This window comes from Hymenobacter qilianensis, from assembly GCF_014489555.1.
In the GTDB taxonomy this organism is placed as follows: Bacteria; Bacteroidota; Bacteroidia; order Cytophagales; family Hymenobacteraceae; genus Hymenobacter; species Hymenobacter qilianensis.
Window position 1 is genome coordinate 4,597,421 of the sequence record NZ_CP060784.1, and the last position, 21,726, is coordinate 4,619,146.

Consider the following 21,726-nt stretch of genomic DNA (forward strand, 5'->3'; position numbering starts at 1 on the left):
AGGTTAGAAATCCAGCGTCAGCACGCGAGATGCTTCGCGCTGCTCTGCATGACCGCCTTATTTATTACTCTAAGACTCAGTCATCTGCTTTTCGTTCTTTGCTACGGCTTGTAGTGAATGTCGATAAACGCCAGCAGAGCCGTTTTAAACAGCTCAATTTCCTCCGGCGTGTTGTAAGGCGCCAGGCCGATGCGGAGCCAGCCGCCCAGCTCGTTTACTTGCAGCTTATCGGCCATGGTGGAAGCGTAAAAATGGCCGTGCGCTATGCACATATTGTAGTTATCGGCAAACCATGCCGCGGCATCCCGGGAGTTCACGCCGTCGAGCGTAAAGGCCAGGGTGGGCGTTTTGCGGGTGTCGGTCGGGGCGCGGTACAAGCGTACGGGGGGCAAATTTTGCAGAAATTCTTCCAGCATGAGCGCCTGCTCTACTTCCTGTTTCTCAATGGCTTCCATGGCCGTGCGCAGGCGCTGTTTGCGCGTGGCGCCCGTGCCCAGAGTTTGAATAAAATCCAGCGCGCCCAGCAGGCCGGCAATGGCTTCGTGGTTTTGGGTGCCGGTTTCCAGCTTATCGGGAATGTGGGCGGGCGCGGGGGCCAATTTGTAGACGGGCAGTTGCTCAAACAACGCCGCCGACACGACCGCAATGCCCAGGTGCGGCCCGAAGAATTTGTAAGCCGAGCAAAACAGAATATCGGCCCCCAGCGCCTGAAAGTCAATCGGCAGGTGCGGCGCGGCGTGCACGGCATCCAGCACGACGAGGGCATTTACCGCCTTGGCCCGCCGAATTATGTCCTCTACCGGCGTCACGGTGCCCGTCACGTTCGACGACATACTCACGGCCACGAGCTTGGTGCGGGTCGTTAGCAGCTTGTCGAGCTGGTTTAGTTCGAGGGTGAAGGTTTCGGGGTTTACGGGGATGAACTTCACCACCGCGCCCCGGTCTTTGGCCAGGGTCACCCACGGATCGACGTTGGCGCGGTGGTCGATTTCGGTGACGAGTATTTCGTCGCCGGGCTGAATAAAGCCCCCCAGACTGCGGGCAATGGCGAAGGCCAGCGAGGTCATGTTTTGCCCGAAGGCCACTTCCTGGGGCTGGCAGTTGAGAAAGTCGGCCATGCCGCGCCGGCCTTCTTCCAGCAGCTCATCGGTGGCTTGGCTGGTCCCGAACATGCCGTGCAGGTTGGCCATGCCGCCGCTGATGTAGTTTACCATCGCGTCCAGGGCCTGCTGGGCCATCTGGGTGCCGCCGGGCCATCGAAAAAGATATAAGGCTTGTGCTGAGAGCTGGGGCGAAGGGCCGGAAAATGGGCGCGAATGGAATCGACTGGCAGAGTTGTAAGCGACATGCGAAGAGGGTGGAATGAGGGGAGGCTGCAGATTGCTCGTAAGGTATAAAGCGGCGGGAACATGCGCTAGCCTACGCAAAAAAGCCCCCAGGTCGTCATGCAGAGCGGCAGCGACGCATCTCGCTCGCGGTGGTGAGATTACTAATCAGACATCAGCACGCGAGATGCGTCGCTGCGCTCTGCATGACGGCCTGGGGGGCTTTCTAATGTTCCGTGCTACTTTTAGAAACAACAGTCACATACGCTGCGCTAAAGGTCATGGCAATTACCGCAAAACCGTAGCGTAGTCCTGTCGCTCCTGTACATTTACCGACCACTCCACCCGTCCACTTCCTGTTCCGATGCGCCCTCTATTTACTCTGTTCCTTCTTTTCTCCTGCTTAGCGGCTCAAGCGCAGGCATTCAAACCCGAAGAAATTGCGCGCTGGCAGCGGCAAGCCAAGCAAGTAAATATCATCCGCGACCAGTGGGGCGTGCCGCACATCTATGGCAAAACTGACGCGGATGCCGTGTTCGGCCTGCTCTACGCCCAGTGCGAGGACGACTTCGCCCGCGTGGAGGAAAACTACCTCACCAACATCGGGCGCTTAGCAGAAGTAGAGGGCGAAACGGCTTTGTATAGTGATTTGCGCGCTAACCTCTTTTTGGACAGCACCCAGGCCATCAATATCTATAAAAAAAGCCCCCATGGATGAAGGAGCTGCTGAATGCCTTCGCCGACGGCACCAACTATTACCTCTACACTCACCCCACCGTCAAGCCTAAGCTGCTCACGCGCTACCAGCCCTGGATGCCGCTTATGTTCAGCGAGGGCAGCATTGGTGGCAATATCAGCGTGGTGCCGCTGGAGCGTTTGAAAGCCTTTTATAGCCAGAAAAAATCAACTTCCTGGCAGCACCCTGATTTTGAGAAGCAAGACCGTGAACCCGTCGGCTCCAATGGATTTGCTATTGCTCCGGCCAAAAGTGCCAGCGGCCACGCCCTGCTGCTAATTAATCCGCACACGTCCTTCTACTTCCGGCCCGAAGTGCAGATGGTAAGCGAAGCCGGCCTGAATGCCTACGGTGCCGTTACGTGGGGGCAGTTTTTTGTATATCAGGGATTTAATCAGAACTGCGGCTGGATGCACACCTCCAGCCAGGCCGACTCCATGGATGAGTACCTGGAAACCATTGAGGAGAAAAATGGCAAGCTGTATTACAAGGTTGGCAAGAAGCGGCGCCCGGTGCAGGTCAAAAAGGTGTCGCTGGCTTATAAGCAGGGCAACCAGGTGCTGCGCAAGGAGTTCACTACTTACCGCACCCACCACGGCCCGGTCGTGGGTCAGCAGGCCGACAACCAATGGGTGACGGTGCGCATGATGGATACGCCGCTGGAAGCGCTGGAGCAGTCGTACCTGCGCACCAAAGCCACTGACTACGCCAGCTTCAACGAGGTGATGAAGCTCAACGGCAACGCCACCAACAACACCGTTTTCGCCGATAGCAAGGGCAATATCGCCTACTGGCACGGCAACTTCATGCCCATCCGCGACCCCCAGTTCGACTGGAGCCGCCCCGTTGATGGCAGCAATCCGCAAACTGAGTGGAAAGGCTTACACAAGGTAAACGAGCTAGTGCAGGTGCTCAACCCTGCCAGTGGCTGGATTCAAAACTGCAACTCCACCCCGTTTACCGTATCCGGCCCCAGCAGCCCGGCCAAGGATAAGTATGCCGCCTACATGGCTCCCGACGCGGAAAACTACCGCGGCATCAATGCCGTGCGCGTGCTCAGCCGCCGGAAACTATACACGCTCGACACGCTCATTGCCGCCGCCAATGACCCATATCTGGCAGGGTTCGAGGAGTTAATTCCGGCCCTGGTAGCCGCTTATCAAACCCCGGCCGGCAAGGCCAGCACTGCCTCGAAGGCGGTGCCGGAAGCCATAGAGGTGCTGCGTACCTGGGACAAGAAATACGGCAAGACCTCCGTCGGGCAAACGCTGGCTATCTATTGGGCCGAGCGCATCCAGAAGCTAGCCCGCACCCGCGCCCTCCCCGACCAGCGCCTCGACAACCTGACCTTCACCGCCTTAGTCATTGAAAAAACGACGCCCCAGGAGAAGGTAGTCGCCCTGGCCGAAACCCTCGACGAGCTGACCCGCGACTTCGGCACCTGGAAAATGCCCTGGGGCGAAGTAAACCGCTTCCAACGCCTCACCGGCCAAATTCAGGAAGTGTACGATGACAGCAAGCCGAGCATTCCAGTGGCTTTCACCTCCTCGGCCTGGGGCTCCTTGGCCGCTTTCGGCGCGCGGGCCCAAACCGGCACCAAAAAGCGCTACGGCAACGTCGGCAACAGCTTCGTGGCTGTGGTAGAGTTCGGGCCGCGCATCAAGGCGCGCTCGGTGCTGGCGGGGGGTGAAAACAGCGACCCCAACTCGCCCCACTTCACCGACCAAGCGACGATGTACGCGGAGCAGCGGTTCAAAGACGTGCTGTTTTATCCCGAAGATGTTCGCAAGAATGCCAAGAAGACCTATCACCCCGGCGAGTAGGCATTGCAGACGCAAGAACGATGTAGAGACACATACTTGTGTCTTCTTATTGAACGACCAGCACCACGCAGTTTTACTGTAGAAACAACATTCGCAACGACGAGACACAAGTATGTGTCTCTACACCCTGTAAAACAGCGAGGCCGCGCCGTCAATAATCAGACGGCGCGGCCTCGCTGTTTTACTCCGGCTGGTTAATCAATCATAACATTGGCACCCGTCAAAGCCACGTTGGCTTGCAATACTTGCTTCGCGGCCAGCGCCGATTTCAGCGGCTGTCCGCCACCCACGAAAACCTGCACTTGGCCGGCCTGTTCCATGCGCTCGGCTTTGTCATTCAGCAAGGATAACTGCCGGGGAGTGAGCGTGAACTGAATCGTCTTTTTCTCGCCGGCTTTGAGGTTTATCCGCTGAAAGCCTTCGAGCGCGTGCAGTGCCACGCGTCCTTTGGCATTGGGGTGTTTTACGTAAAGCTGTACTACCTCGTCGCCGGCGCGCTTGCCGGTGTTTTGCACTTCTACGCTTACCGTTACGGGTTGGCCGGTGGGGGCACTGGGGGGCATTTTTAGGGCGCTGTACTTGAAGGTGGTGTAGCTCAGGCCGTGGCCGAACGGATACAGCGGCGTGTCGCGGAAGTAACGGTAGGTGCGGCCTTCCATGTCGTAGTTATCGAAGGCGGGCAGCTGCTTTTCTGATTTGTAGAACGTGACGGGAAGGCGGCCGGCGGGGTTGTAGTCGCCGAACAGCACATCGGCCAGGGCAGTGCCGGTGGCTTGGCCGCCGTACCAAGTGTTGATGATGGCGGGAATGTTGGCGGCTTCCCACGGCACACCCAGGGCGCTGCCGGTCATCATAGCAAATACCACCGGCTTGCCTGATGACTTCAGCACCTTCAGCAGTTCGGTCTGTACTTTGGGCAGGGCAATACTGGTGCGGTCGCCGCCGCTGAAGCCTTCCACATCTACCTTCATTTCCTCACCTTCCAGACGGGGAGAAATGCCCCCACGAAAATAATCGCGTCGGCGTTGCGCACTTGAGCCAGAATGTTCTTGGCGTTCATGGGTACAATGTGGGCACCGGCAAACTTGAGAATGGTACGGCGGTCGGCCTGAAAGTATTCGAGCCTGATTTCCATCTTTTGACCCGCCACTACTTTCTGTTTGTGCTGGGTGGTTGATACGCCGCGGCTTTTCCAGTTGTCGAGCACCAGCTTATTGTCGATGAACAAGCGGTAGCCGTCGTCGCCGGTGATTTGGAAAGCCAGCTCTTCCGACTTTTCCGGGGTAAACGTAGTGGTGTAGCGGGCCGAGAAGTTCTCGGCCGGCAAGCCCGGCACCACTTCAATCTTTACGTTGGCCAGATAGCGGTCGAGGCCGGCTTCCTGGGTAGTAACTATAGGCTGACCTTGCAGCTCGGTGCCTTTGAAGTACTCAGCCTTAAAGCCGGGCTGGCCGTTGCTGGTCAGGTTTTTATTGATGTCGAAGGTTTCATACACGATATTGCTGGCGTAGTCAACTCCCTGGATGAAAGTTACTTCGGTGCCTTTGCCCACCTTAGCCCGAATGCCTTCGAGCGGGGTTACATTATCGGTCGGGAAGCCGTTATAGTTGCCGAGCTGCACGGCGTCATTGTCGGCGTTGGGGCCGAGCACAACTAGCTTCTTGATGTCTTTGCGAAGCGGCAGCGTGTTCTTGTCGTTTTTCAAGAGCACCAACGATTCGTGCGCCATTTGCAGGGCATGGGCCTGGTGGGGGCACTTTCCACCACGCTCATCGGAATCTGGGCGTACTTCACGCGCTCCGTGGGGTCGAACATGCCCAGCTGAAAGCGAATCTTATACAGGCGCTTCACCGACACGTCCAACTGCTGCTCGGTGATGAGCTTGCGCTGCACCGATTCGAGCAGAGAGTTATAAGTAAAGAGCTTGCCGGTGGCGCATTCGAGGTCTGTGCCGTGGAGCACGGCGTTGGCAGCAGCGGTGGCCGCGTCGGGGTCGGTTTTGTGGTTTTGCCAGAAGTCGTTGATGCCGTCGCAGTCGGAGGTGACGTAGCCTGTGAACTTCCACTTATCGTAGAGAATCTCGTTCATGAGCTTGTCGCTGCCGCAGCAGGGCTGCCCGGCGTAGGCGTTATAAGCGCACATCACGCTGGCCACTTTCGCATCTACAATCAGGTCGCGGAAAGCTGGCAAATACGTGTCCCACAAGTCGTAGTCGCTGATTTTAGCATCGAATACGTGGCGCAATTGCTCGGGGCCGCTGTGCACGGCAAAGTGCTTGGCGCAGGCCGTTACTTTCAGATACTTCGGGTCGTCGCCCTGAAAGCCTTTTACCAAAGCCGAACCCAGCTGCCCGGTCAGGTACGGATCTTCGCCGTAGGTTTCCTGCCCCCGCCCCAGCGCGGGTCGCGGAAGATGTTAATGTTAGGCGTCCAGAACGTGAGACCCTGATAGATGCCCCGCTCGCCACGGCGGGCGTACTCGTGGTGCACAGCACGGGCTTCGTCGGAGGTGATGGTGGCCATTTTGAGCATGGCCTCGGTGTTGAACGTGGCCGCCAAGCCGATGGCCTGCGGAAACACCGTTGTTTTCATGCTCGTGCGGGCTACGCCGTGCAGGGCTTCGTTCCACCAGTTGTAAGCCGGAATGCCCAGTCGGTCGATGGCGGGCGAGGCGTTCAGCATCTGACTCACTTTTTCCTCCAGCGTCAGGCGACCGACCAGGTCATCTACCCGCTGATCAACGGGCAGATCGGGATTGCGAAACGGGAAGTCTTCGGGCTTGCTGGGGGCATTTCCTGAGCAGTAGCGGAGGCTGGAACAGTAGCAGTTTGCTGGCTTCCTTTATTGCACCCAGCAAGGGCTACCAGCGATACAACGATTAAGAGTTTCTTCATCCTGAAGGTGGGGTTGGGTGAAACGATGGTCAGCGGTGGCTACTCCGGGTCGCTGACGACGCATAGTACATGGGCAAGGGCGCGTGACTGTAAGTGTTCGGTTCAGGCTGGTTTCAATCACAAAGACCCGCATCTAAAGTAGGCGGCTTACCACCCACGACCAGCGATTTTAAGCCAAATCTGCGCTGTAGCGCAAGAAATAATCTATGTAAACGATTGTGATAGTATTTCTTACCGATATAAGTGCCTTCGTAACTCAGCCCTTTGCCCGCCTCTCTACGTTTATCTAGCTTCGAACCCAAGACGCAGATCTTACCTCACCCCAACCTTATACTACTCTAGAAAAGCAAAATCATGGCAGGAAAACTCAATGGAAAAGTAGCTCTCATTACGGGTGCAAGTGCCGGCATCGGCGAAGCCTGCGCGCGGGCTTTGGCCGCCGAAGGAGCCAATTTGGTATTGACCGCCCGGCGCGACGAGCGGCTGGAATCACTAGCCGCGGAACTGCGCCAATTGGGCGTGGAAGTAACGTTTGTAGCCGGCGACGCCCGCGACGAAGAAACTGCCCGCCGCACCGTGCAAGCCGCCACCGACTCGTTTGGCCGCCTCGACATCCTGATCAACAACGCCGGCGCTGGCAACTATAAAAACCTAGTTGACACGAGCGCCGACGAATACGACGAGCTCATGGACACGAACATGCGCACGACTTTCCTCTTCACCCGCCACGCCGTGCCCGTGATGCAAAGCCAGAAATCCGGCACCATTCTCATGCTCTCGTCGATGGCGGGCGTGTATGGTTTTGCGGGCGAAGCGGTGTACTGCGCCACCAAGTTTGCTCAGGTTGGCTTTGCTCAGGCCCTGGATAAAGAGCTGCGGCCCGACGGCATCAAAGTAGGCGCTATCTGCCCCGGCGGCGTCAAAACGGAGTTTGCCCTGGGCAAAGGCCGCACCGAAGACAAAGTAGCCCAGTCGGGGATGCTGGAGCCCGAGGACGTGGCCGGCGCTGTGCTGCTGGCCTGCACGCAGTCGTCGAACTCGCGCATCATCGAGATTCAGATGCGCACCATGGACGAGGCGCTGACGTAAGCCTTGGCTTTACAACTAAATCATAAAAAAGCCCCCAGCAGATACCTGGGGGGCTTTTTTGGTTCTTACGAAGCTATAAAACCTGCACTGTAGAAATCAGAACGATGTAGAGACGCAACACTTTGCGTCTCGTCGTTGCTGATGTTTTTAACAGTGCAGTATGGGTCGTTCAACGACGAGACGCAAAGTGTTGCGTCTCTACATCGTTCAACCCGCTTCTTAAGTAGCTAATGCGGGCTGCCGCAGCAATTGATACAGGCTGGCTATATGGCTGAACAGCACCACCGGCACAATAAACGCGGGCAGCCACACAAATGGAAAGCGCAGCACTCCCACATTTGGCTGCTCAAAAGCTAGCCGCTGAAGCGGAGTGGGGGCCGAGAGCAAAGCCAGCGTTACAATGATGCCAAGCAATACCAAGGCAGCTATATTCCAGGCAATTAGCCCTCCCCTACCCAACCGCTTATTGCGCCACAAACTTGCCACCACCGGAGCCGTCAGGCCCGAGAGAACATCGAAGTTGCGGCCGGAAAACGTCATCAGCTCGGGCACCAGATGAGCGGCTGCCAGTCCGTATAAGCCGATTTCCACGCCTATCCGCACTACGCTGATGGCAGCCAGATCGGCAAGGGGCAGGCGGGCCATCCAGCGGCGGCCTTGCGGGGAAATAACGATGGCCAGAATCACGGCTAGGGCCGGAAAAAGTGCGCCCAGCGCCAAGCGGGGCGGCAGCGCGTCCAAATCGGTTTGATAAAAGCCCCCAGCGCCAAGCCGGCCTGCGCGGTAAGCCACAGGCCAACGATCAGCCAGTAATAGTTGACTGAGCTGCCAGCGCGTTGAATCGCCTGCGCCATCAGCCACGCGGTAAAAGAAGTACAGGCCACAAACAGCACGCTAAGCCAGGCGGGCGCTGGTGCGTTCAAGTAGTCCAGATTGACAGTAGGCATGAAAAGCAGGTGTTAGTAGTGGCTTACTAGATAATAATATAGCCATAATTGAATAAAAGTACTAGCGCGTCTTTTCGCATCCTTACCTGCCAGGAATGCGCGCTAATTCACTGAGCTAATATCCTATTTCATTGCGTCTACATCCGGCTTCATCAGAATCTGATTCCGGGCCGGAAAGATGCTCGTGACCTTTGTACCACGCCAGCCATCAAGGCTGCTTAGCACAACCAGTCACGCACTTAGACCATGAAAAACGCTGTTAAATTTCTCCTGCTGGTGTTTGCCAGTCTTTCTTTCAAGAGCTTCGCACAGGATAGCACGTCGCTCTCCGGAACCGTACTCGACCAGGAGCACGCCGCAGTGCCTTTTGTGAATGTAACGCTCGTCAAAGCCGCCGACACCGCTCTTATAGTCGGCACGGTAACGGACGTTAACGGCGGCTTCAAACTAAATGCCCCCCAGCCAGGATTTTTCCGCCTGCAAGTGATGGGCCTCGGCTATATGCAATGGACATCAGCAGCGTTTGAGGTCAGCGCAGAAGCCGGCGGACGTGATTTCGGCGCTATCGTGCTGGCGCCCAGCACGCAGTTGCTCAAGGAAGTAAAAGTGCAAGCCATGAAGCCTACGGTGGTGCAGCTCGCAGACCGCACGGTGGTCAACGTGGAAGGCACGGCACTGGCGGCCGGCAACACTGCCTTCGACGTGCTAGCCCGAGCGCCCGGCGTATTTGTGGACCAGGACGGCAGCATTCAATTGAATGGCAAGGCCGGTGTGCAAATTATGCTGGATGGCAAGCGGGTGTACCTCACGGGCAAAGAATTACAGACCGTGCTGCAAAGCATGCCCGCAGAACAGGTTCGCACCTTGGAGCTCATTTCCAACCCCTCCGCCCGATTCGATGCCGAGGGCACGGCCGGTGTCATCAACCTGACGCTCAAGAAAAATCAGCAGGCAGGTCTCAACGGCAGCGTGTATGCTGGAGCTCAATACAATGGTCGGGCCGGCTACTCAGGCGGTGGCACACTGAATGTAAAACACGGCGCTTGGAACTCGTTTGGCAGCCTGGATATGGCCCAGCGTCCTAACCTGCACACTATTGCGGCAAATCGCACCTTCGATGCCTCAGGTCCCGGTGTTCAGTTTCGACAAGACAGTCGGCAGACCGGAACGCGCAAGACGCCTTCCTTGCGGGTAGGCACTGATTATGACTTCAACGCCAAGCACAATGTAGGAGTCACGGCTAACGTGGTGTTGGCTGATGAATCAAATGTGTTCAGAACCGAAACGCTACTCGGCGCTGACGCGGACACCAGCCGGCAGCAGGTGGAGGCGCGCAATACTCTTAACAACCGCCTGACTAGCGGCACTTTCAACCTGCACTACCTCGGCAAACTGGACACCCTAGGCACCACATTATCGGCCGATGCCGACTACGTAACCCTGACCGATGACACGCGCAGCACTTTCCTAAACCGGTATCTGCCCGTGAATGCGGTCGAGGAAGGAAGGACGCAAACGCTGGCCAGCGACAACCCCGTGAACTACGATATCTACGCGGCCAAAATGGACTACACTAAAGCGCTGGGGGCAATTCTGAGCTTGAGTTGGGGGGCAAAATAAGCCAAGTTCGCTCCGACAATGAGCTGGCATTCTACACGAACTCCGCGAGTGAGCGTATCCTGGATATAACGCGCAGCAACCACTTCGTGTATCGGGAAAATATCGTGGCGGGCTACACCAACTTCAGCACCAGCCTGGGCGATAAGTGGAAGCTGCAAGCCGGCCTGAGGGCTGAGCAAACCCGCAGCAAAGGCAACTCCCGCACCCTGGGCACCACTACGGCCCGCCGCTACCTCGATCTGTTCCCGAGCATGTTTGTGCAGCAAAATGTGAGTAAGGAGTACCAGGTCAGCTACCAGTACAGCCGCCGCATCAGCCGGCCACGCTACGAAGACCTCAACCCTTTCGTGTTCTTCCTCGACCCGTACACCTTCGCCCAGGGCAACCCACAGTTGCGCCCACAATACACGAATTCCTGGCAGGTATCGCAGACGCTAAAGTCGACTTACAATCTCACGCTGGGCTTTGCCCGAACTGCCGATTACATCGCGGAAATCCCCACGCAGAATGCTCAGGATACCTTGACCCTAATGCAGCAGCGCAACGTGGACCGCTTCGACCAACTGAATGGAACCCTTTCGGTGCCTGTAAAGCTCGGCTCGAAGTGGCAAATGAACAACGTGCTTAGCGTGGCTTACCAACACTTTCAGACGGAGCTGCAAGGTCAGAAAGTAAATAACCGCCAGCTGCATTACTTCCTGCAATCCAGCCAGCAGGTACAGCTGCCCGGCCAGCTTAAGCTGGAAGTGAGCGGCATGTATCTGGGACCGCAGGCCTACGGGATTTACCAAGTGAAGCCTATCTGGTGGGTAGATGCTGGCCTGAAGCGCTCCTTCCTGGGCGACAAGCTGGACGTGAGCCTGAACGTGGTGGATATCTTCCGCTCGCGCCAGCTGCGGGGCTCTTTCCAGACGGCCAGCAACCGCACCGCCTTCGACGTATATCGTGGTACCCAAAGCGTGGGGCTGCAAGTGCGCTATTCGTTCAGCAAAGGCGCGGCGTTTAAAGCCAAAACCCGTACCACCAACCTGGATGAGCTGAATCGCGCCAAAGACTAGCCTTGCCCTAGCAGCTGTCCTTAGTACCTTCCTTGAAGACACCACGCATGCTCCGACGAATTATCACCGCTGCGCTTACGGCCATAGCTTGGTTTTACATCATCGTATTTATCAAGATGGGCACCGTGTGGTTTTTCAACCTACGGGGCATGATAGAGCTGCCGTTTATCTTTCTCTTTATGCTCAGCTCGTTTTGGGTGCATGAGAAAATAGCCTTGCTCTTCACCTCTGCCCGGCTCGATTGGCTACCTAACTGGGCTAAACGGCTGCTGGAAGGCGCGGCCGTATTTGCTACCGCCATGCTCCTGTGCTGCCTCTTTGTTTTCGTCCCTGCTTCCTTATTGATTCCAACTGCCAAATTTCCGGCTCAAGACCTGCGGCTTTGGTTGGTGTTTACGGCATTCCTGTTCCTGTTCTTTTACTATTTCGTGGAGCGGGAAAGGGTGCAGAAAAAGCTACAACTGGAGTTTCTGCGAGCGGAGCAACTGCAGAAAGAAAGCTTTCAGGCTCAATTGGAAGCCCTAAAAAACCAGGTAAACCCGCACTTCCTGTTTAATAGCCTGAACGTACTTGGGTCCTTGATTTACAAAGACCAGGACCAAGCCGTTACGTTTCTGCACCGACTCTCGGGTGTGTACCGCTCGGTGCTTACCCACAGCGACCGGCTTACAGTGCCGTTGCGGGCTGAGCTAGAGCTAGCCGACGCCTACATCTACTTAATGAAAACCCGCTTTGGCGATACCCTGGATTTTCAGATAGATGTACCCGCCGACAAGCAAGTTTGCGAGGTACCTCCCGCGGTGCTGCAACTGCTCATTGAGAATGCTATCAAGCACAACGGAGCCACGACCAACAAGCCTTTGCGCGTGCGGATTTGTGTTGATCAAGATCAGCTAGTAGTAGAAAACAACCGTCAGCCGCGCTTGGATGCAGCACCGTCAACGGGACTGGGCCTGCAAAATATTATCAACCGCTATGAGCACCTGACGCCGAAACCCGTGCAGATTGTCCCGACTGACGAGACCTTTACCGTGCGGCTTCCCTTGCTGTCTGCCTCCCCCACCGTATGAACGTACTCATTATTGAAGATGAGCAGCTGGCCGCCGAGGTGCTAGCGAGCATAATTACCCGCCTGCGCCCCCAAGCTACTATTATGGCTTCCCTCGGCTCGGTGGCAGAGGCAGTGGAATGGCTGACACTGCACCAAGCTCCCGACCTGATTTTCTGCGACATCCATCTTTCCGACGGCAATAGCTTCAGCATATTTCAGCAGGTGGATGTGCGGAGCCCGGTCATCTTCACCACTGCCTATAACGAGTATGCCATTGAAGCTTTTAAGGTAAATAGTATCGATTATCTGCTCAAACCTATTGAAGCCGGGGAGGTGGCTAAGGCCCTGAAAAAGTACGAGGAGTTGCAGCGTCACCATTTGCCTTATGGTTTGGAAAACCTGCAGCGCCTAGTGCATACGCCGGCGCCGGCTACTTTCCGCACTCGGTTTTTGGTAAAGCAAGGCCAGGGGTTGAAGTCGGTAGGGGCCGATGAGGTGGCGTATTTTTTCGCGGAAGAAGGCGTTGTGTTTTTGGTTACGAAGCAGGGGCGCGGTTTATAATCAATCTCACGCTAGATCAGCTGGAAGAACAGCTGGACGGCAGCCAGTTTTTCCGGGCAAATCGGCAATTCATCGTGCACATTGGGGCCGTGCAGGAGGTCCGGCCTTACTTCAAGGGGCGCTTGTCGTTGGTTGTGAAGCCGCCAATAACCGAGGAGCAGGTAGTGACTAGCAGCCGGGCGGCCGCCTTCCGACAGTGGCTGGATATGTAGTGCGTGAGGAGGTCTGCGTGAGCCTTCACATTTGCTGCACTTGCTGCCAGATGTCTTCCTCCACTGGAATACCATGCTTCAGATTATCCTGGCGGGTAGCATACGACTGCTCGCCGGGGTAGTACACCTGCTCGCCGGTTTCCGACGGCGCGCCGCTTTTGGTGTAGCTAATAATTTCCTCAATCAGGCTCGCGTGCATGTTGGGCTGATGCAAGGCAATAAAGCACTGCGACACGCCCGCCTCAGTGCCCGACCGCGTGATGGCCGCCGTGGAACGGCCACCGCTGAGGGCGGTCAACAGCACGTCGAGTACCAACGACAGGCCCGACCCTTTCCAAAAGCCAATAGGCAGGGCCCGCTCTGAGGCCAGAATATCGGCGGCGTTGGTAGTGAGCTTACCGTCTTGGTCGTAGCCGCCGGGCACAGGTAGAGGTTCCTGCCGGGTGGCGTAGGTATTGAGCTTGCCATAAGAGAACTGCGAAATTGCCATATCCAGCACGATGGGGGCTTTTCGGCGCGCGGCACGGCAATTACTAGTGGATTGTTGCCCAGCCGTGCGTCGGTGCCGCCCCAGGGCGTGACGTTGGCAATGGTATTGGTAAAGCAAATGCCGATACAGCCGGCTTCGGCGGCCTGCCAGCCGTAGGTGCCGCCGCGCATCCAGTGGTTGGTGTTGCGGAGCGCCACGCAGCCAATGCCATGCTCCTTGGCCAAAGCAATAGCCCGATCCATGCAGACGCTGGCGCTGTACATGCCGGGGGCTAAGTTGCCATCCCAGCGCTCCAGTGCGCCATTTTGCTCCATACATTCGGGCTCGGCGGCTGGATGAATCAAGCCTTGCTGCACGACCTGCACAAACGTGGGAAACCGGTTGAGGCCATGGGTATACACGCCGTCGCGGCTATTCTGGGCAAAAATGGTGGCACAGTGCTCGGCTCTTTCTTCCGAAAAGGAAAGCGACAATAGCACTCGCATTAACTCTTGCTGTAATTGTGGGTAAGGGATGCGAAGGCTCATGGGGGGCTTTTTTGTTGATGATTAGCAGCTACTTGTGGTTGTCCGCTAGAAAGCAGCTTACTCTTGTGCATTCGGGCCAGCATTACGCTGCCTGCTTCCGGTTTCATCTAGCATACTCAAGTTTGCAATACGCGATTTTTCAAATTTCTACCTGCTTTTTCGCCACTGTCATCTATTCGGGCAGCGCATCTACGGGTTGCCCAACGGCATTTTCAGATCTTAAGGAGAGAAATTAGCCCCCCACATGGTAGCAAGGCTCGTGAGCAAGCGGATGGGTTTTGGCTTGGGTCATAGCTCCTCCGTAGTAATACGGACAAAAAACGAAGCTGAAGTGTCGTAAAATCCGTAGTAGCTAACTGTCCCCGCTGTAGCGCCGACACGTTATACACAACAGATTTACGAGCAGGCACCATTGTCCCTGTGCGTCTGAGGCTTTATACATTTCGATTGATGGCCAGAACCATTATTGTTTCCAACCGCTTGCCGACCAAAGTGCAGCGCACCGCCGACGGGCTTACTTTTCAACCCAGCGAAGGCGGGCTGGCAACTGGCTTGGGCTCCATTTACAGGGCCGATGACAACATTTGGGTGGGCTGGCCGGGCTTATTCGTAGATAATCCCGCCGAACAACAGCACGTAGCCGACCAGCTCCGCAACGACAGCATGGCGCCCGTATTCCTGACCGAAACCGAAATCCGGGATTTTTACGAAGGCTTCAGCAACTCCACGCTCTGGCCTATTTTTCACTATTTCAACGAATACGCCAGCTTTGAAGAAGCTCATTGGGAAGCCTACGTAGCGGCCAATCAGAAATTCTGCGACGCCGTACTGGAGCTGGCCGGCCCCGACGATACCATCTGGGTGCACGACTACCAGCTGCTGCTCTTGCCCCAGATGCTGCGCCGCGCGCGACCCAATGCCACCATTGGCTTCTTCCTGCACATTCCGTTTCCTTCATATGAGCTGCTGCGGGTGCTGCCCTGGAGCAAGGAGCTGCTGGAAGGCATGCTGGGCGCCGATCTGATTGGCTTCCACACCTTCTACTACATGCGCCATTTCCTGAGCGCGGTGTCCAACCTGCTGGGTCTGCCCAATCAGAACGGCCAGATTGAAACGCCCAGCCGCATGGTGCTCGTCGATGCCTTCCCGATGGGCATCGACTATGAGCGCTACGCCTCGGCCGCCGCGTCTGAAGCTGCGCTGGCGCATATCGAAACCTTCCGCGAAGCCCTGCGCGGGGTGCGCATGATCCTGTCCATCGACCGCCTCGACTATACCAAGGGCATTGCCCAGCGTCTGCGGGCCTTTGAAGAACTGCTAAAGCGCTATCCCGAGTGGCGCGAGCAGGTGAGCCTGCTCATGCTGGTGGTGCCCTCCCGCGACCAGGTAACGCAGTATCAGGCCCTGAAAGTAGAGGTAGATGAGCTGGTAGGCCGCATCAACGCCCAGTACGGCACTATTGCCTGGACTCCCATTCTGTACTTCTACCGCTCGCTGCCCTTCGACCAGCTGGTGGCGCTCTACCGGCTAGCCGACGTGGCGCTGGTAACGCCTGTGCGCGATGGTATGAACCTGGTAGCCAAGGAATTCATTGCCTGCAAAGCCGACCAGCGCGGCGTGCTCATCCTCAGCGAACGGGCCGGCGCGGCCCAAGAGCTCTCCGATGCGCTGCTCATCAACCCCACCGCCACCGGCAAAGTGGCCGACGTACTGCACCAGGCCCTGACCATGCCGGAGGAAGAGCAAAAAAGCCGCATGAGCAGCTTGCAGGCTTTGGTGCGGCAATACGACGTGTTTGCCTGGACGGAGCTGTTCATGAATCGGTTGGCGTACAGCAAGATCAAGCAGCTGACGTTGGGCACCGATTTACTGGATGACGATGCCAGCGCCCAATTGCGGCGCGACTATCAAAAAGCCCCCCATCGCCTGTTATTGCTCGATTATGGCGGCACCTTGGTCGGTTTTCACAACAACCCCGAGCACGCGAAGCCCGACGAAGAGCTGCTCCATCTGCTGCGCGCCCTCACGGCCAACCCGCAGAACCGCGTCGTTATTATCAGCGGCCACGACCGCCCAACGCTGGAAAAATGGCTGGGCCACCTCCGCCTCGATTTTATTGCCGAGCATGGCGTTTGGCTGCGGCGGGCGGGCGAAGAATGGTACCTTTTTCGGCCAATGGAGTCGGTATGGAAGCAGGCATTCCGACCTTTGCTGGAGCAGTATGTCAGCCGCACCGCCGGCGCGTTCATTGAAGAGAAAGATTACTCCCTGGTGTGGCACTACCGCCGCGCCGACGCTGCCCTGGGCGAAGTACGCTCGCGCGAGTTGCTAAACCATCTCAATTTTATGACTTCCAACACCGATTTGCAGGTTCTGGAGGGCAATAAAGCGCTGGAAATAAAGACTATCGGTATTACGAAAGGCACCGCCGCCCAGCGCTGGCTCACGCCTGATTCTTCCGACTTTATCCTGGCCATCGGCGACGACCGCAGCGACGAAGACATCTTCCGGGCTTTGCCCGCCCACGCCTACAGCGTGAAGGTTGGCAGCGCCATCCACTCAGCGGCCCGCTACGCGGTGGGCGGCGTTTCGGACGTGCGCAAGCTGCTTACCGAGCTTACCGAGGTAGAAGCCAACCGCCCAGATGTACACATAGCGCAGTCCACTCCTACCTAGTGTCGCGCTGTTAGCCATTGAATGCAAAAAAGCCCCCAGCGAAGTTCTGGGGGCTTTTTTGCATTCAACTGTTTCCTAATGGCTGTTAATCTGCTCAAATCGAGCATCAAGCTCGGCGCGCGAGGCCTGTCGGATCTTCTCGGAGGTGCCATAGCCTATTTCCTGCTCCCCCGCTGCTAGTCGGGCCACGATACTGTCCGCAAACTCATCGACAGGTACGGCCCAGGTGTGCAAGCCGGGTCCGCCCAGGTCGGTATTGACGCCGGGCGGCACAATTTCCAGCACGCTCACCCCAACGGACACAAGCTGCTGCCGGAGCGAGAGTGTAAAGGAGTGCAGCGCCGCCTTAGTAGCGCTATAAATAGGCGCCGCCGCCATCGGCGCAAAAGCCAGCCCCGACGATACATTGATAACCACGGGATTAGGTTGCTGCCGCAGGTGGGGCAGCAGCAAAGCCGTCAGGTGAATGGGCGCTTCAAAGTTGATAGCAATTTCCTGGCGCTGCTCTTCCCAAGCCTCCAGGCTGGGGGCAAATCGGCGAGCTGGAAACGGTTTTGGATGCCAGCGTTATTGATCAGCACATTCAGGGCTGGGAAGTCGGCTTGTACTTGGCGGGCCAGTTCAGCGCGGTCGGTGGCCTGCGCAAGGTCGCACTCGTAGATGTGCAAACCGGAAACTTTGTCTTGAGCTTCGCGCAGCTTATCGGCGCGGCGTCCGCAGATAATTACGTCGCTGCCCGCCTCACGCAGGCGCTGGGCCAGTGCGAACCCAATACCGGAAGCGCCACCCGTTATCAGAATCGTGTTGTTTTGAAGGTTCATAGAATAGCTGCGACTAATGGTTGAGGTAGAAATATCTTCTCCTAAACGCAGACGAAGCGTGTGAGAACGAAAACCATGAACCCTGACCCAACCTTTTTTGCCAGCGGCAATGCTAGCGGCTTACACAACCACAGAAACGGACAGGAAAAGGCATAAAAAAAGGCATCCCACCCGGAATGCCCTTTTCAAATCCCAAAGTTGAAGACAAAGTCCCACCCCTACTTCAACTTGGGTTAGCCTCCCAGAATCGGCGCCACAACTGACAGTATTGGCACCATTCCAGAGACTAAGACTGTTGGTGAAAGCCAGCTAAACAGCTTATCACGAATATCTTCATTAAGGTGTAAGCCTCAATTATGATGGCAATTTAGAAAAAAGTTGGTAATACCTAATGTATCTACCTTGAAAATTTATAGGGCGAATGTAAAAAACCTGTACTTTTATTAAAACAGCCCCATAGAATAGAGGCTATTATCATAACACCACACAATTAATAAGGAACTTTGCATTGTGTCGCCGCTCCACATCCTAGTTTCCTTTTTCTCCTTCTACAGAACCTAAAGCATGGCACCTACTCCGAAGCGTGTTTCCATAATCGACATAGCCAAGGCGCTAAACCTGTCGGTAGCGACGGTATCGAGGGCATTAGCCGATAAAAAAGATATTGGCGAGGCCACCAAAGCGCGCGTGCGCCAGTTGGCCCAAGAGCTAAACTATCGGCCCAACCAACTGGCCTCGGCGCTGCGCAAAGGCCGGAGCGGCACTTTGGGCGTGATTGTACCGCACATAAAAGGCTATTTCTTTCCGGCCGTAATGCACGGCATCGAAACCATAGCCAGCAAAGCAGGCTACAACGTGCTCCTATGCGAATCGAACGAAGACGTGCGGCGCGAGCGGCGCAACGTCGAAACGCTGCTGTCGGCGCAGGTGGAGGGCATTCTGATGTCGGTATCGGCCACTACCCTCGACCAAACGGACCACTTTGAGCAAGTGCGTAAGCAAGGCACGCCGCTGGTGTTTTTCGACCGCATGCCCGAGCTGGTTGGCAGCACCGGCGTCGTTCTCGACGACTTTTCGGGCGCCTACCAGGTGGTCACTCACCTGATTGAGCAGGGCTGCACCCGAATTGCGCACTTAGCTGGTCCTCAGCACCTAAACACCAGCCGCAACCGCTACCTGGGCTACGCGCAGGCCATGCGGGCCCACGGTCTGCCCCTCGACGATGAGAACCTGGTGTTTGCGTTGCCGGCGCTAAGCCAGGAGTCGGGCCGCATGGGCATGGAGCATCTGCTGGGGCTAACCCAGCCGCCTGATGCGGTGTTTGCTGCCTATGCCATCCCTACGGCCGGCGCTCTGGAAGTGCTGCATGAGCGCAAGGTTCGGGTGCCGCAGGATATTGCCTTAGCCTGCTTCAGCAACGAGCCCTTCACCACCATGACCACTCCCCGCCTGACCGCCGTAGATCAGCGGGCCGAGCAGATGGGCGAAACGGCGGTGCGCTTGTTCTTGCAGCTCTGCAAGCGCGGCCCCGAGTACGCACCCCCACCCATCGTACTCAAGCCAGAGCTTCGCCTCCGCGACTCTTCGCTGCATATGCAGCATTGGCAGCCCCAACTACAGGCTTCCTGATCGGGAAAACAAAGAGTAAAAAGCCCCCAGCAGACAATTTAGATCTGCTGGGGGCTTTTTACTGTTAGCGTCTGGCAGCATAGGCACCGCCCGCTAACACCGGAAGCACAACAGTAGAAAAACACGCCTCGAAGTGGCCTGGGGGCAAATTTGTCACTTAGCAGGCGCTGTAGTAAGTTAGATTGTTGCGGCCGCTACCGTAGGCCCGACCAACAGCAAACGCTCCCACGATTTCTGCCCCTATCGCATTAGAACATGGATTATCTACAGCTAATGCCCGCCGTCTGGCGCCTGCGATTTCCCAAAGACACCGAGATAGATTTCATTCAGCATTACGAAGAGACAAACATCAGAACCATCAAGATATCCCTGGCTTTTGGCTTCGTGCTTTACTCATCGTTTGGCATTCTGGATATCTTTTCGGCGCCCAATTCGACGGCTACAGCGTGGTTTTATCGCTTTGGCATTGGCAGCCCCACCCTGCTGCTCATTGTTATCATCACCCACATAAAAGCGCTACGCTCCTATCTACAGCAGATTATCAGCGGTGGGTGCATCGTGGCCGCCATCACCGTCAGTCTGATTATCAAGAAAACGGACCCGAGCGAATTGGCGCACACCCATTATTACGTGGGCCTGATCATCATCATGATGTTTACGGGGTCGTGGGCACGGCTGAAGTTCTGGTACGCTTTCGTTTCCAACACTCTGATAATCAGTATATATTTCGTAGTACTGGTAACCGACGGGCATTCAATTCACAACAGGCTGCTGATTATCAATAATGGAATGATGCTGCTTTCTGCGCATTTTGTTTCTGCCCTAACGTGCTACTTTTTTGAAGTGAACAGCCGGATTGATTTCCTCCAACGCCGAACTATCGAGGCGGAAAAGAACAAATCGAATGCCCAACGGGAAGAGCTGGAGTTGCAGGCTGAGCAGCTGGCCGATGCGCTTAACTCATTGGAAAACACCCAAGCGCAGCTGGTGCAGCGGGAGAAAATGGCGAGCCTTGGGGAGTTGACGGCTGGTATTGCCCACGAGATACAGAACCCGCTGAACTTCGTCAATAACTTCGCCGAGGTGAGCACTGAACTGGCCGCCGAGCTGCAAGCCGAAGCTGCCCAGCCCGAACCGGACCTGCTGACCCTGCGCGAGGCCGCCGAGGATTTGAGGCAAAACCAGGAGCGCATTCAGCAGCACGGGCGCCGAGCGGCCAATATTGTGCGCGATATGCTGGCCCATGCCCGCGCCAACAGCGGCGCGCGTGTTCCCACCGACCTGAATGCGCTGGCCGATGAGCACCTGCACCTGGCTTATCACAGCCTCCGGGCCAAAGATCCGCAGTTTAACGCCGCGCTTACCACGCACTTCGATCCGGCGTTGGGCCCTGTTGAGGCCATACCGGAAGCCTTGAGCCGGGTGATGGTGAATTTGTTCAATAATGCCTTCTACGCCTTGCAGCAGCGAAAAAAAACGGAGGTCAACGGCTACCGGCCGGAGGTGCAGGTATACACCCACCGCTCCAATGGGCGCGTAGAAGTGCGCGTGCGCGACAATGGCTTGGGCATTCCAGCCCCATTCGCGACAAAATCTTTCAGCCCTTTTTCACCACCAAGCCCACGGGCGAAGGCACAGGTTTGGGCCTCTCGCTTAGCTACGACATCATCACCCAGGGCCACGGCGGCACGCTCACTGTTGATAGTCAGGAGGGCGAATTCACCGAGTTTACCATTGAGCTCCCCCAAAGCCCGGCACCGGAAAAAGCCCCCAGACGCAGGCACAGCAGGGCCGACAGGACGCACCCGTGGAGCAAATCCAACTACCTGATTAGCACATGTAGCTGTGGATAAATACGTAGCACTTAATATAAATAATTAAGTATTTTTTAGTATATTAGTGGGCAACATATACCGATTTGTTCGGTAGCAGAAAATCAGGTGGTGGGGGCGCAAGCTGGGCCCCTGTGCGTTTTCGGTGCCGACGCTTGTGCGGCGTTTGGCTTACAAGATTAAGGTTCTTCTTTCGGTGGGATTTTAGCCCCTTCTGACGTTGGAAATCTGCTGTTCCCATCACCGGCCATTCACGACCACCCCCTCCCGTACGCACAGATTGAAATTGTCAGCAGCTGCGCTCTCCGGTAATTGTTTGCGCCGGAATTGACTACTGCGCTTGCTCCTTCAAAAGAGAGGATACTTTGGGGCTGCCGCAAGTACTGGCAGCAGCCCTAAAAAGCCCCCAGGTTAAAGAATGGCATGGGGTTATTGG

At 56.4% G+C, this 21,726-nt stretch carries 15 protein-coding genes and 4 pseudogenes; 9 read left to right on the top strand and 10 right to left on the bottom strand.

Translation table 11 applies throughout. The features are described from left to right. Positions 1-101: 101 nt before the first annotated feature. On the bottom strand, positions 102-1,238 hold the full coding sequence (locus H9L05_RS20750; RefSeq protein WP_262892589.1) for an aminotransferase class V-fold PLP-dependent enzyme: 1,137 nt from the start codon (positions 1,236-1,238) through the stop codon (positions 102-104). Between the two features lie 451 nt (positions 1,239-1,689). Here H9L05_RS20750 and H9L05_RS20755 point away from each other — a divergent pair. Then, positions 1,690-3,884, top strand: a pseudogene (locus H9L05_RS20755) (penicillin acylase family protein). Positions 3,885-4,078: 194 nt separating this feature from the next. Here the strand turns inward: H9L05_RS20755 and H9L05_RS25400 are convergent. From H9L05_RS25400 to H9L05_RS25405, 4 genes are read right to left on the bottom strand one after another with little or no spacing between them, the layout of a single operon-like run. Then, entirely contained in the window at positions 4,079-4,855 is a 777-nt protein-coding gene (locus H9L05_RS25400; protein ID WP_187732499.1) for a glycoside hydrolase family 3 C-terminal domain-containing protein, read from the bottom strand. Then, entirely contained in the window at positions 4,852-5,613 is a 762-nt protein-coding gene (locus tag H9L05_RS24375) for a PA14 domain-containing protein (protein ID WP_262892590.1), read from the bottom strand. Before H9L05_RS24375 ends, H9L05_RS25400 begins: the two co-directional genes overlap by 4 nt. After that, entirely contained in the window at positions 5,586-6,281 is a 696-nt protein-coding gene (locus H9L05_RS24380) for a glycoside hydrolase family 3 protein (RefSeq protein ID WP_317175205.1), read from the bottom strand. The genes H9L05_RS24375 and H9L05_RS24380 overlap by 28 nt, the downstream gene beginning before the upstream one ends. Then, the gene (locus tag H9L05_RS25405) at positions 6,239-6,565 is read right to left on the bottom strand and encodes a glycoside hydrolase family 3 N-terminal domain-containing protein (protein ID WP_262892591.1); all 327 of its coding nucleotides are present in this window, start codon (positions 6,563-6,565) and stop codon (positions 6,239-6,241) included. The genes H9L05_RS24380 and H9L05_RS25405 overlap by 43 nt, the downstream gene beginning before the upstream one ends. Before the next feature lie 566 nt (positions 6,566-7,131). On the opposite strand from H9L05_RS25405, the gene H9L05_RS20770 reads away from it, so the two are divergent. Beyond that, positions 7,132-7,866, top strand: a complete 735-nt coding sequence (locus H9L05_RS20770) for an SDR family oxidoreductase (protein ID WP_187732500.1) — start codon at positions 7,132-7,134, stop codon at positions 7,864-7,866. 219 nt (positions 7,867-8,085) lie between these two features. Here the strand turns inward: H9L05_RS20770 and H9L05_RS20775 are convergent, their stop codons facing one another. Both H9L05_RS20775 and H9L05_RS20780 read right to left on the bottom strand, forming a co-directional pair. Next, a complete protein-coding gene (locus H9L05_RS20775) occupies positions 8,086-8,607 on the bottom strand; it encodes a hypothetical protein (protein ID WP_187732501.1) in 522 nt (173 codons plus the stop codon). Next, entirely contained in the window at positions 8,556-8,813 is a 258-nt protein-coding gene (locus H9L05_RS20780; protein WP_187732502.1) for a hypothetical protein, read from the bottom strand. Before H9L05_RS20780 ends, H9L05_RS20775 begins: the two co-directional genes overlap by 52 nt. 246 nt (positions 8,814-9,059) lie before the next feature. On the opposite strand from H9L05_RS20780, the pseudogene H9L05_RS24385 reads away from it, so the two are divergent. From H9L05_RS24385 to H9L05_RS20805, 4 genes and pseudogenes are all read left to right on the top strand, one after another. Further along, a pseudogene (locus tag H9L05_RS24385) lies at positions 9,060-11,491 on the top strand (outer membrane beta-barrel protein). A gap of 47 nt (positions 11,492-11,538) precedes the next feature. Next, positions 11,539-12,561 (top strand): sensor histidine kinase, encoded by a 1,023-nt coding sequence (locus H9L05_RS20795; RefSeq protein WP_187732505.1) that lies wholly within the window; start codon positions 11,539-11,541, stop codon positions 12,559-12,561. Further along, entirely contained in the window at positions 12,558-13,103 is a 546-nt protein-coding gene (locus H9L05_RS20800) for a LytR/AlgR family response regulator transcription factor (RefSeq protein WP_187732506.1), read from the top strand. Before H9L05_RS20795 ends, H9L05_RS20800 begins: the two co-directional genes overlap by 4 nt. Beyond that, on the top strand, positions 13,103-13,315 hold the full coding sequence (locus tag H9L05_RS20805) for a LytTR family DNA-binding domain-containing protein (RefSeq protein WP_394368504.1): 213 nt from the start codon (positions 13,103-13,105) through the stop codon (positions 13,313-13,315). The genes H9L05_RS20800 and H9L05_RS20805 overlap by 1 nt, the downstream gene beginning before the upstream one ends. Positions 13,316-13,340: 25 nt before the next feature. Here the strand turns inward: H9L05_RS20805 and yiaK are convergent. Then, positions 13,341-14,332, bottom strand: a pseudogene (gene yiaK / locus H9L05_RS27060) (3-dehydro-L-gulonate 2-dehydrogenase). Positions 14,333-14,782: 450 nt separating this feature from the next. Here yiaK and H9L05_RS20815 point away from each other — a divergent pair. Continuing rightward, positions 14,783-17,008 (top strand): bifunctional alpha,alpha-trehalose-phosphate synthase (UDP-forming)/trehalose-phosphatase, encoded by a 2,226-nt coding sequence (locus tag H9L05_RS20815; RefSeq protein WP_187732507.1) that lies wholly within the window; start codon positions 14,783-14,785, stop codon positions 17,006-17,008. Between the two features lie 75 nt (positions 17,009-17,083). Here the strand turns inward: H9L05_RS20815 and H9L05_RS25420 are convergent, their stop codons facing one another. Continuing rightward, positions 17,084-17,461, bottom strand: coding sequence for an SDR family NAD(P)-dependent oxidoreductase (locus H9L05_RS25420; RefSeq protein WP_262892593.1), 378 nt, complete (start codon positions 17,459-17,461; stop codon positions 17,084-17,086). Between the two features lie 5 nt (positions 17,462-17,466). Beyond that, the gene (locus H9L05_RS25425) at positions 17,467-17,829 is read right to left on the bottom strand and encodes an SDR family NAD(P)-dependent oxidoreductase (RefSeq protein ID WP_262892594.1); all 363 of its coding nucleotides are present in this window, start codon (positions 17,827-17,829) and stop codon (positions 17,467-17,469) included. Between the two features lie 564 nt (positions 17,830-18,393). Here H9L05_RS25425 and H9L05_RS20825 point away from each other — a divergent pair. Next, positions 18,394-19,458, top strand: a complete 1,065-nt coding sequence (locus tag H9L05_RS20825) for a LacI family DNA-binding transcriptional regulator (RefSeq protein ID WP_187732508.1) — start codon at positions 18,394-18,396, stop codon at positions 19,456-19,458. Positions 19,459-20,460: 1,002 nt separating this feature from the next. Next, a pseudogene (locus H9L05_RS27065) lies at positions 20,461-21,311 on the top strand (sensor histidine kinase). The last annotated feature ends 415 nt before the right edge of the window (positions 21,312-21,726 follow it).

Bases quoted from the DNA above. Each gene is read 5' to 3' on its own strand.
- H9L05_RS20750 (WP_262892589.1), bottom strand. From the start codon at position 1,238: ATGGCCCAGCAGGCCCTGGACGCGATGGTAAACTACATCAGCGGCGGC.
- H9L05_RS25400 (WP_187732499.1), bottom strand. From the start codon at position 4,855: ATGAAGGTAGATGTGGAAGGCTTCAGCGGCGGCGACCGCACCAGTATT.
- H9L05_RS24375 (WP_262892590.1), bottom strand. From the start codon at position 5,613: ATGGCGCACGAATCGTTGGTGCTCTTGAAAAACGACAAGAACACGCTG.
- H9L05_RS25405 (WP_262892591.1), bottom strand. From the start codon at position 6,565: ATGCTGAACGCCTCGCCCGCCATCGACCGACTGGGCATTCCGGCTTAC.
- H9L05_RS20770 (WP_187732500.1), top strand. From the start codon at position 7,132: ATGGCAGGAAAACTCAATGGAAAAGTAGCTCTCATTACGGGTGCAAGT.
- H9L05_RS20780 (WP_187732502.1), bottom strand. From the start codon at position 8,813: ATGCCTACTGTCAATCTGGACTACTTGAACGCACCAGCGCCCGCCTGG.
- H9L05_RS20795 (WP_187732505.1), top strand. From the start codon at position 11,539: ATGCTCCGACGAATTATCACCGCTGCGCTTACGGCCATAGCTTGGTTT.
- H9L05_RS20800 (WP_187732506.1), top strand. From the start codon at position 12,558: ATGAACGTACTCATTATTGAAGATGAGCAGCTGGCCGCCGAGGTGCTA.
- H9L05_RS20815 (WP_187732507.1), top strand. From the start codon at position 14,783: ATGGCCAGAACCATTATTGTTTCCAACCGCTTGCCGACCAAAGTGCAG.
- H9L05_RS25425 (WP_262892594.1), bottom strand. From the start codon at position 17,829: ATGAACCTTCAAAACAACACGATTCTGATAACGGGTGGCGCTTCCGGT.
- H9L05_RS20825 (WP_187732508.1), top strand. From the start codon at position 18,394: ATGGCACCTACTCCGAAGCGTGTTTCCATAATCGACATAGCCAAGGCG.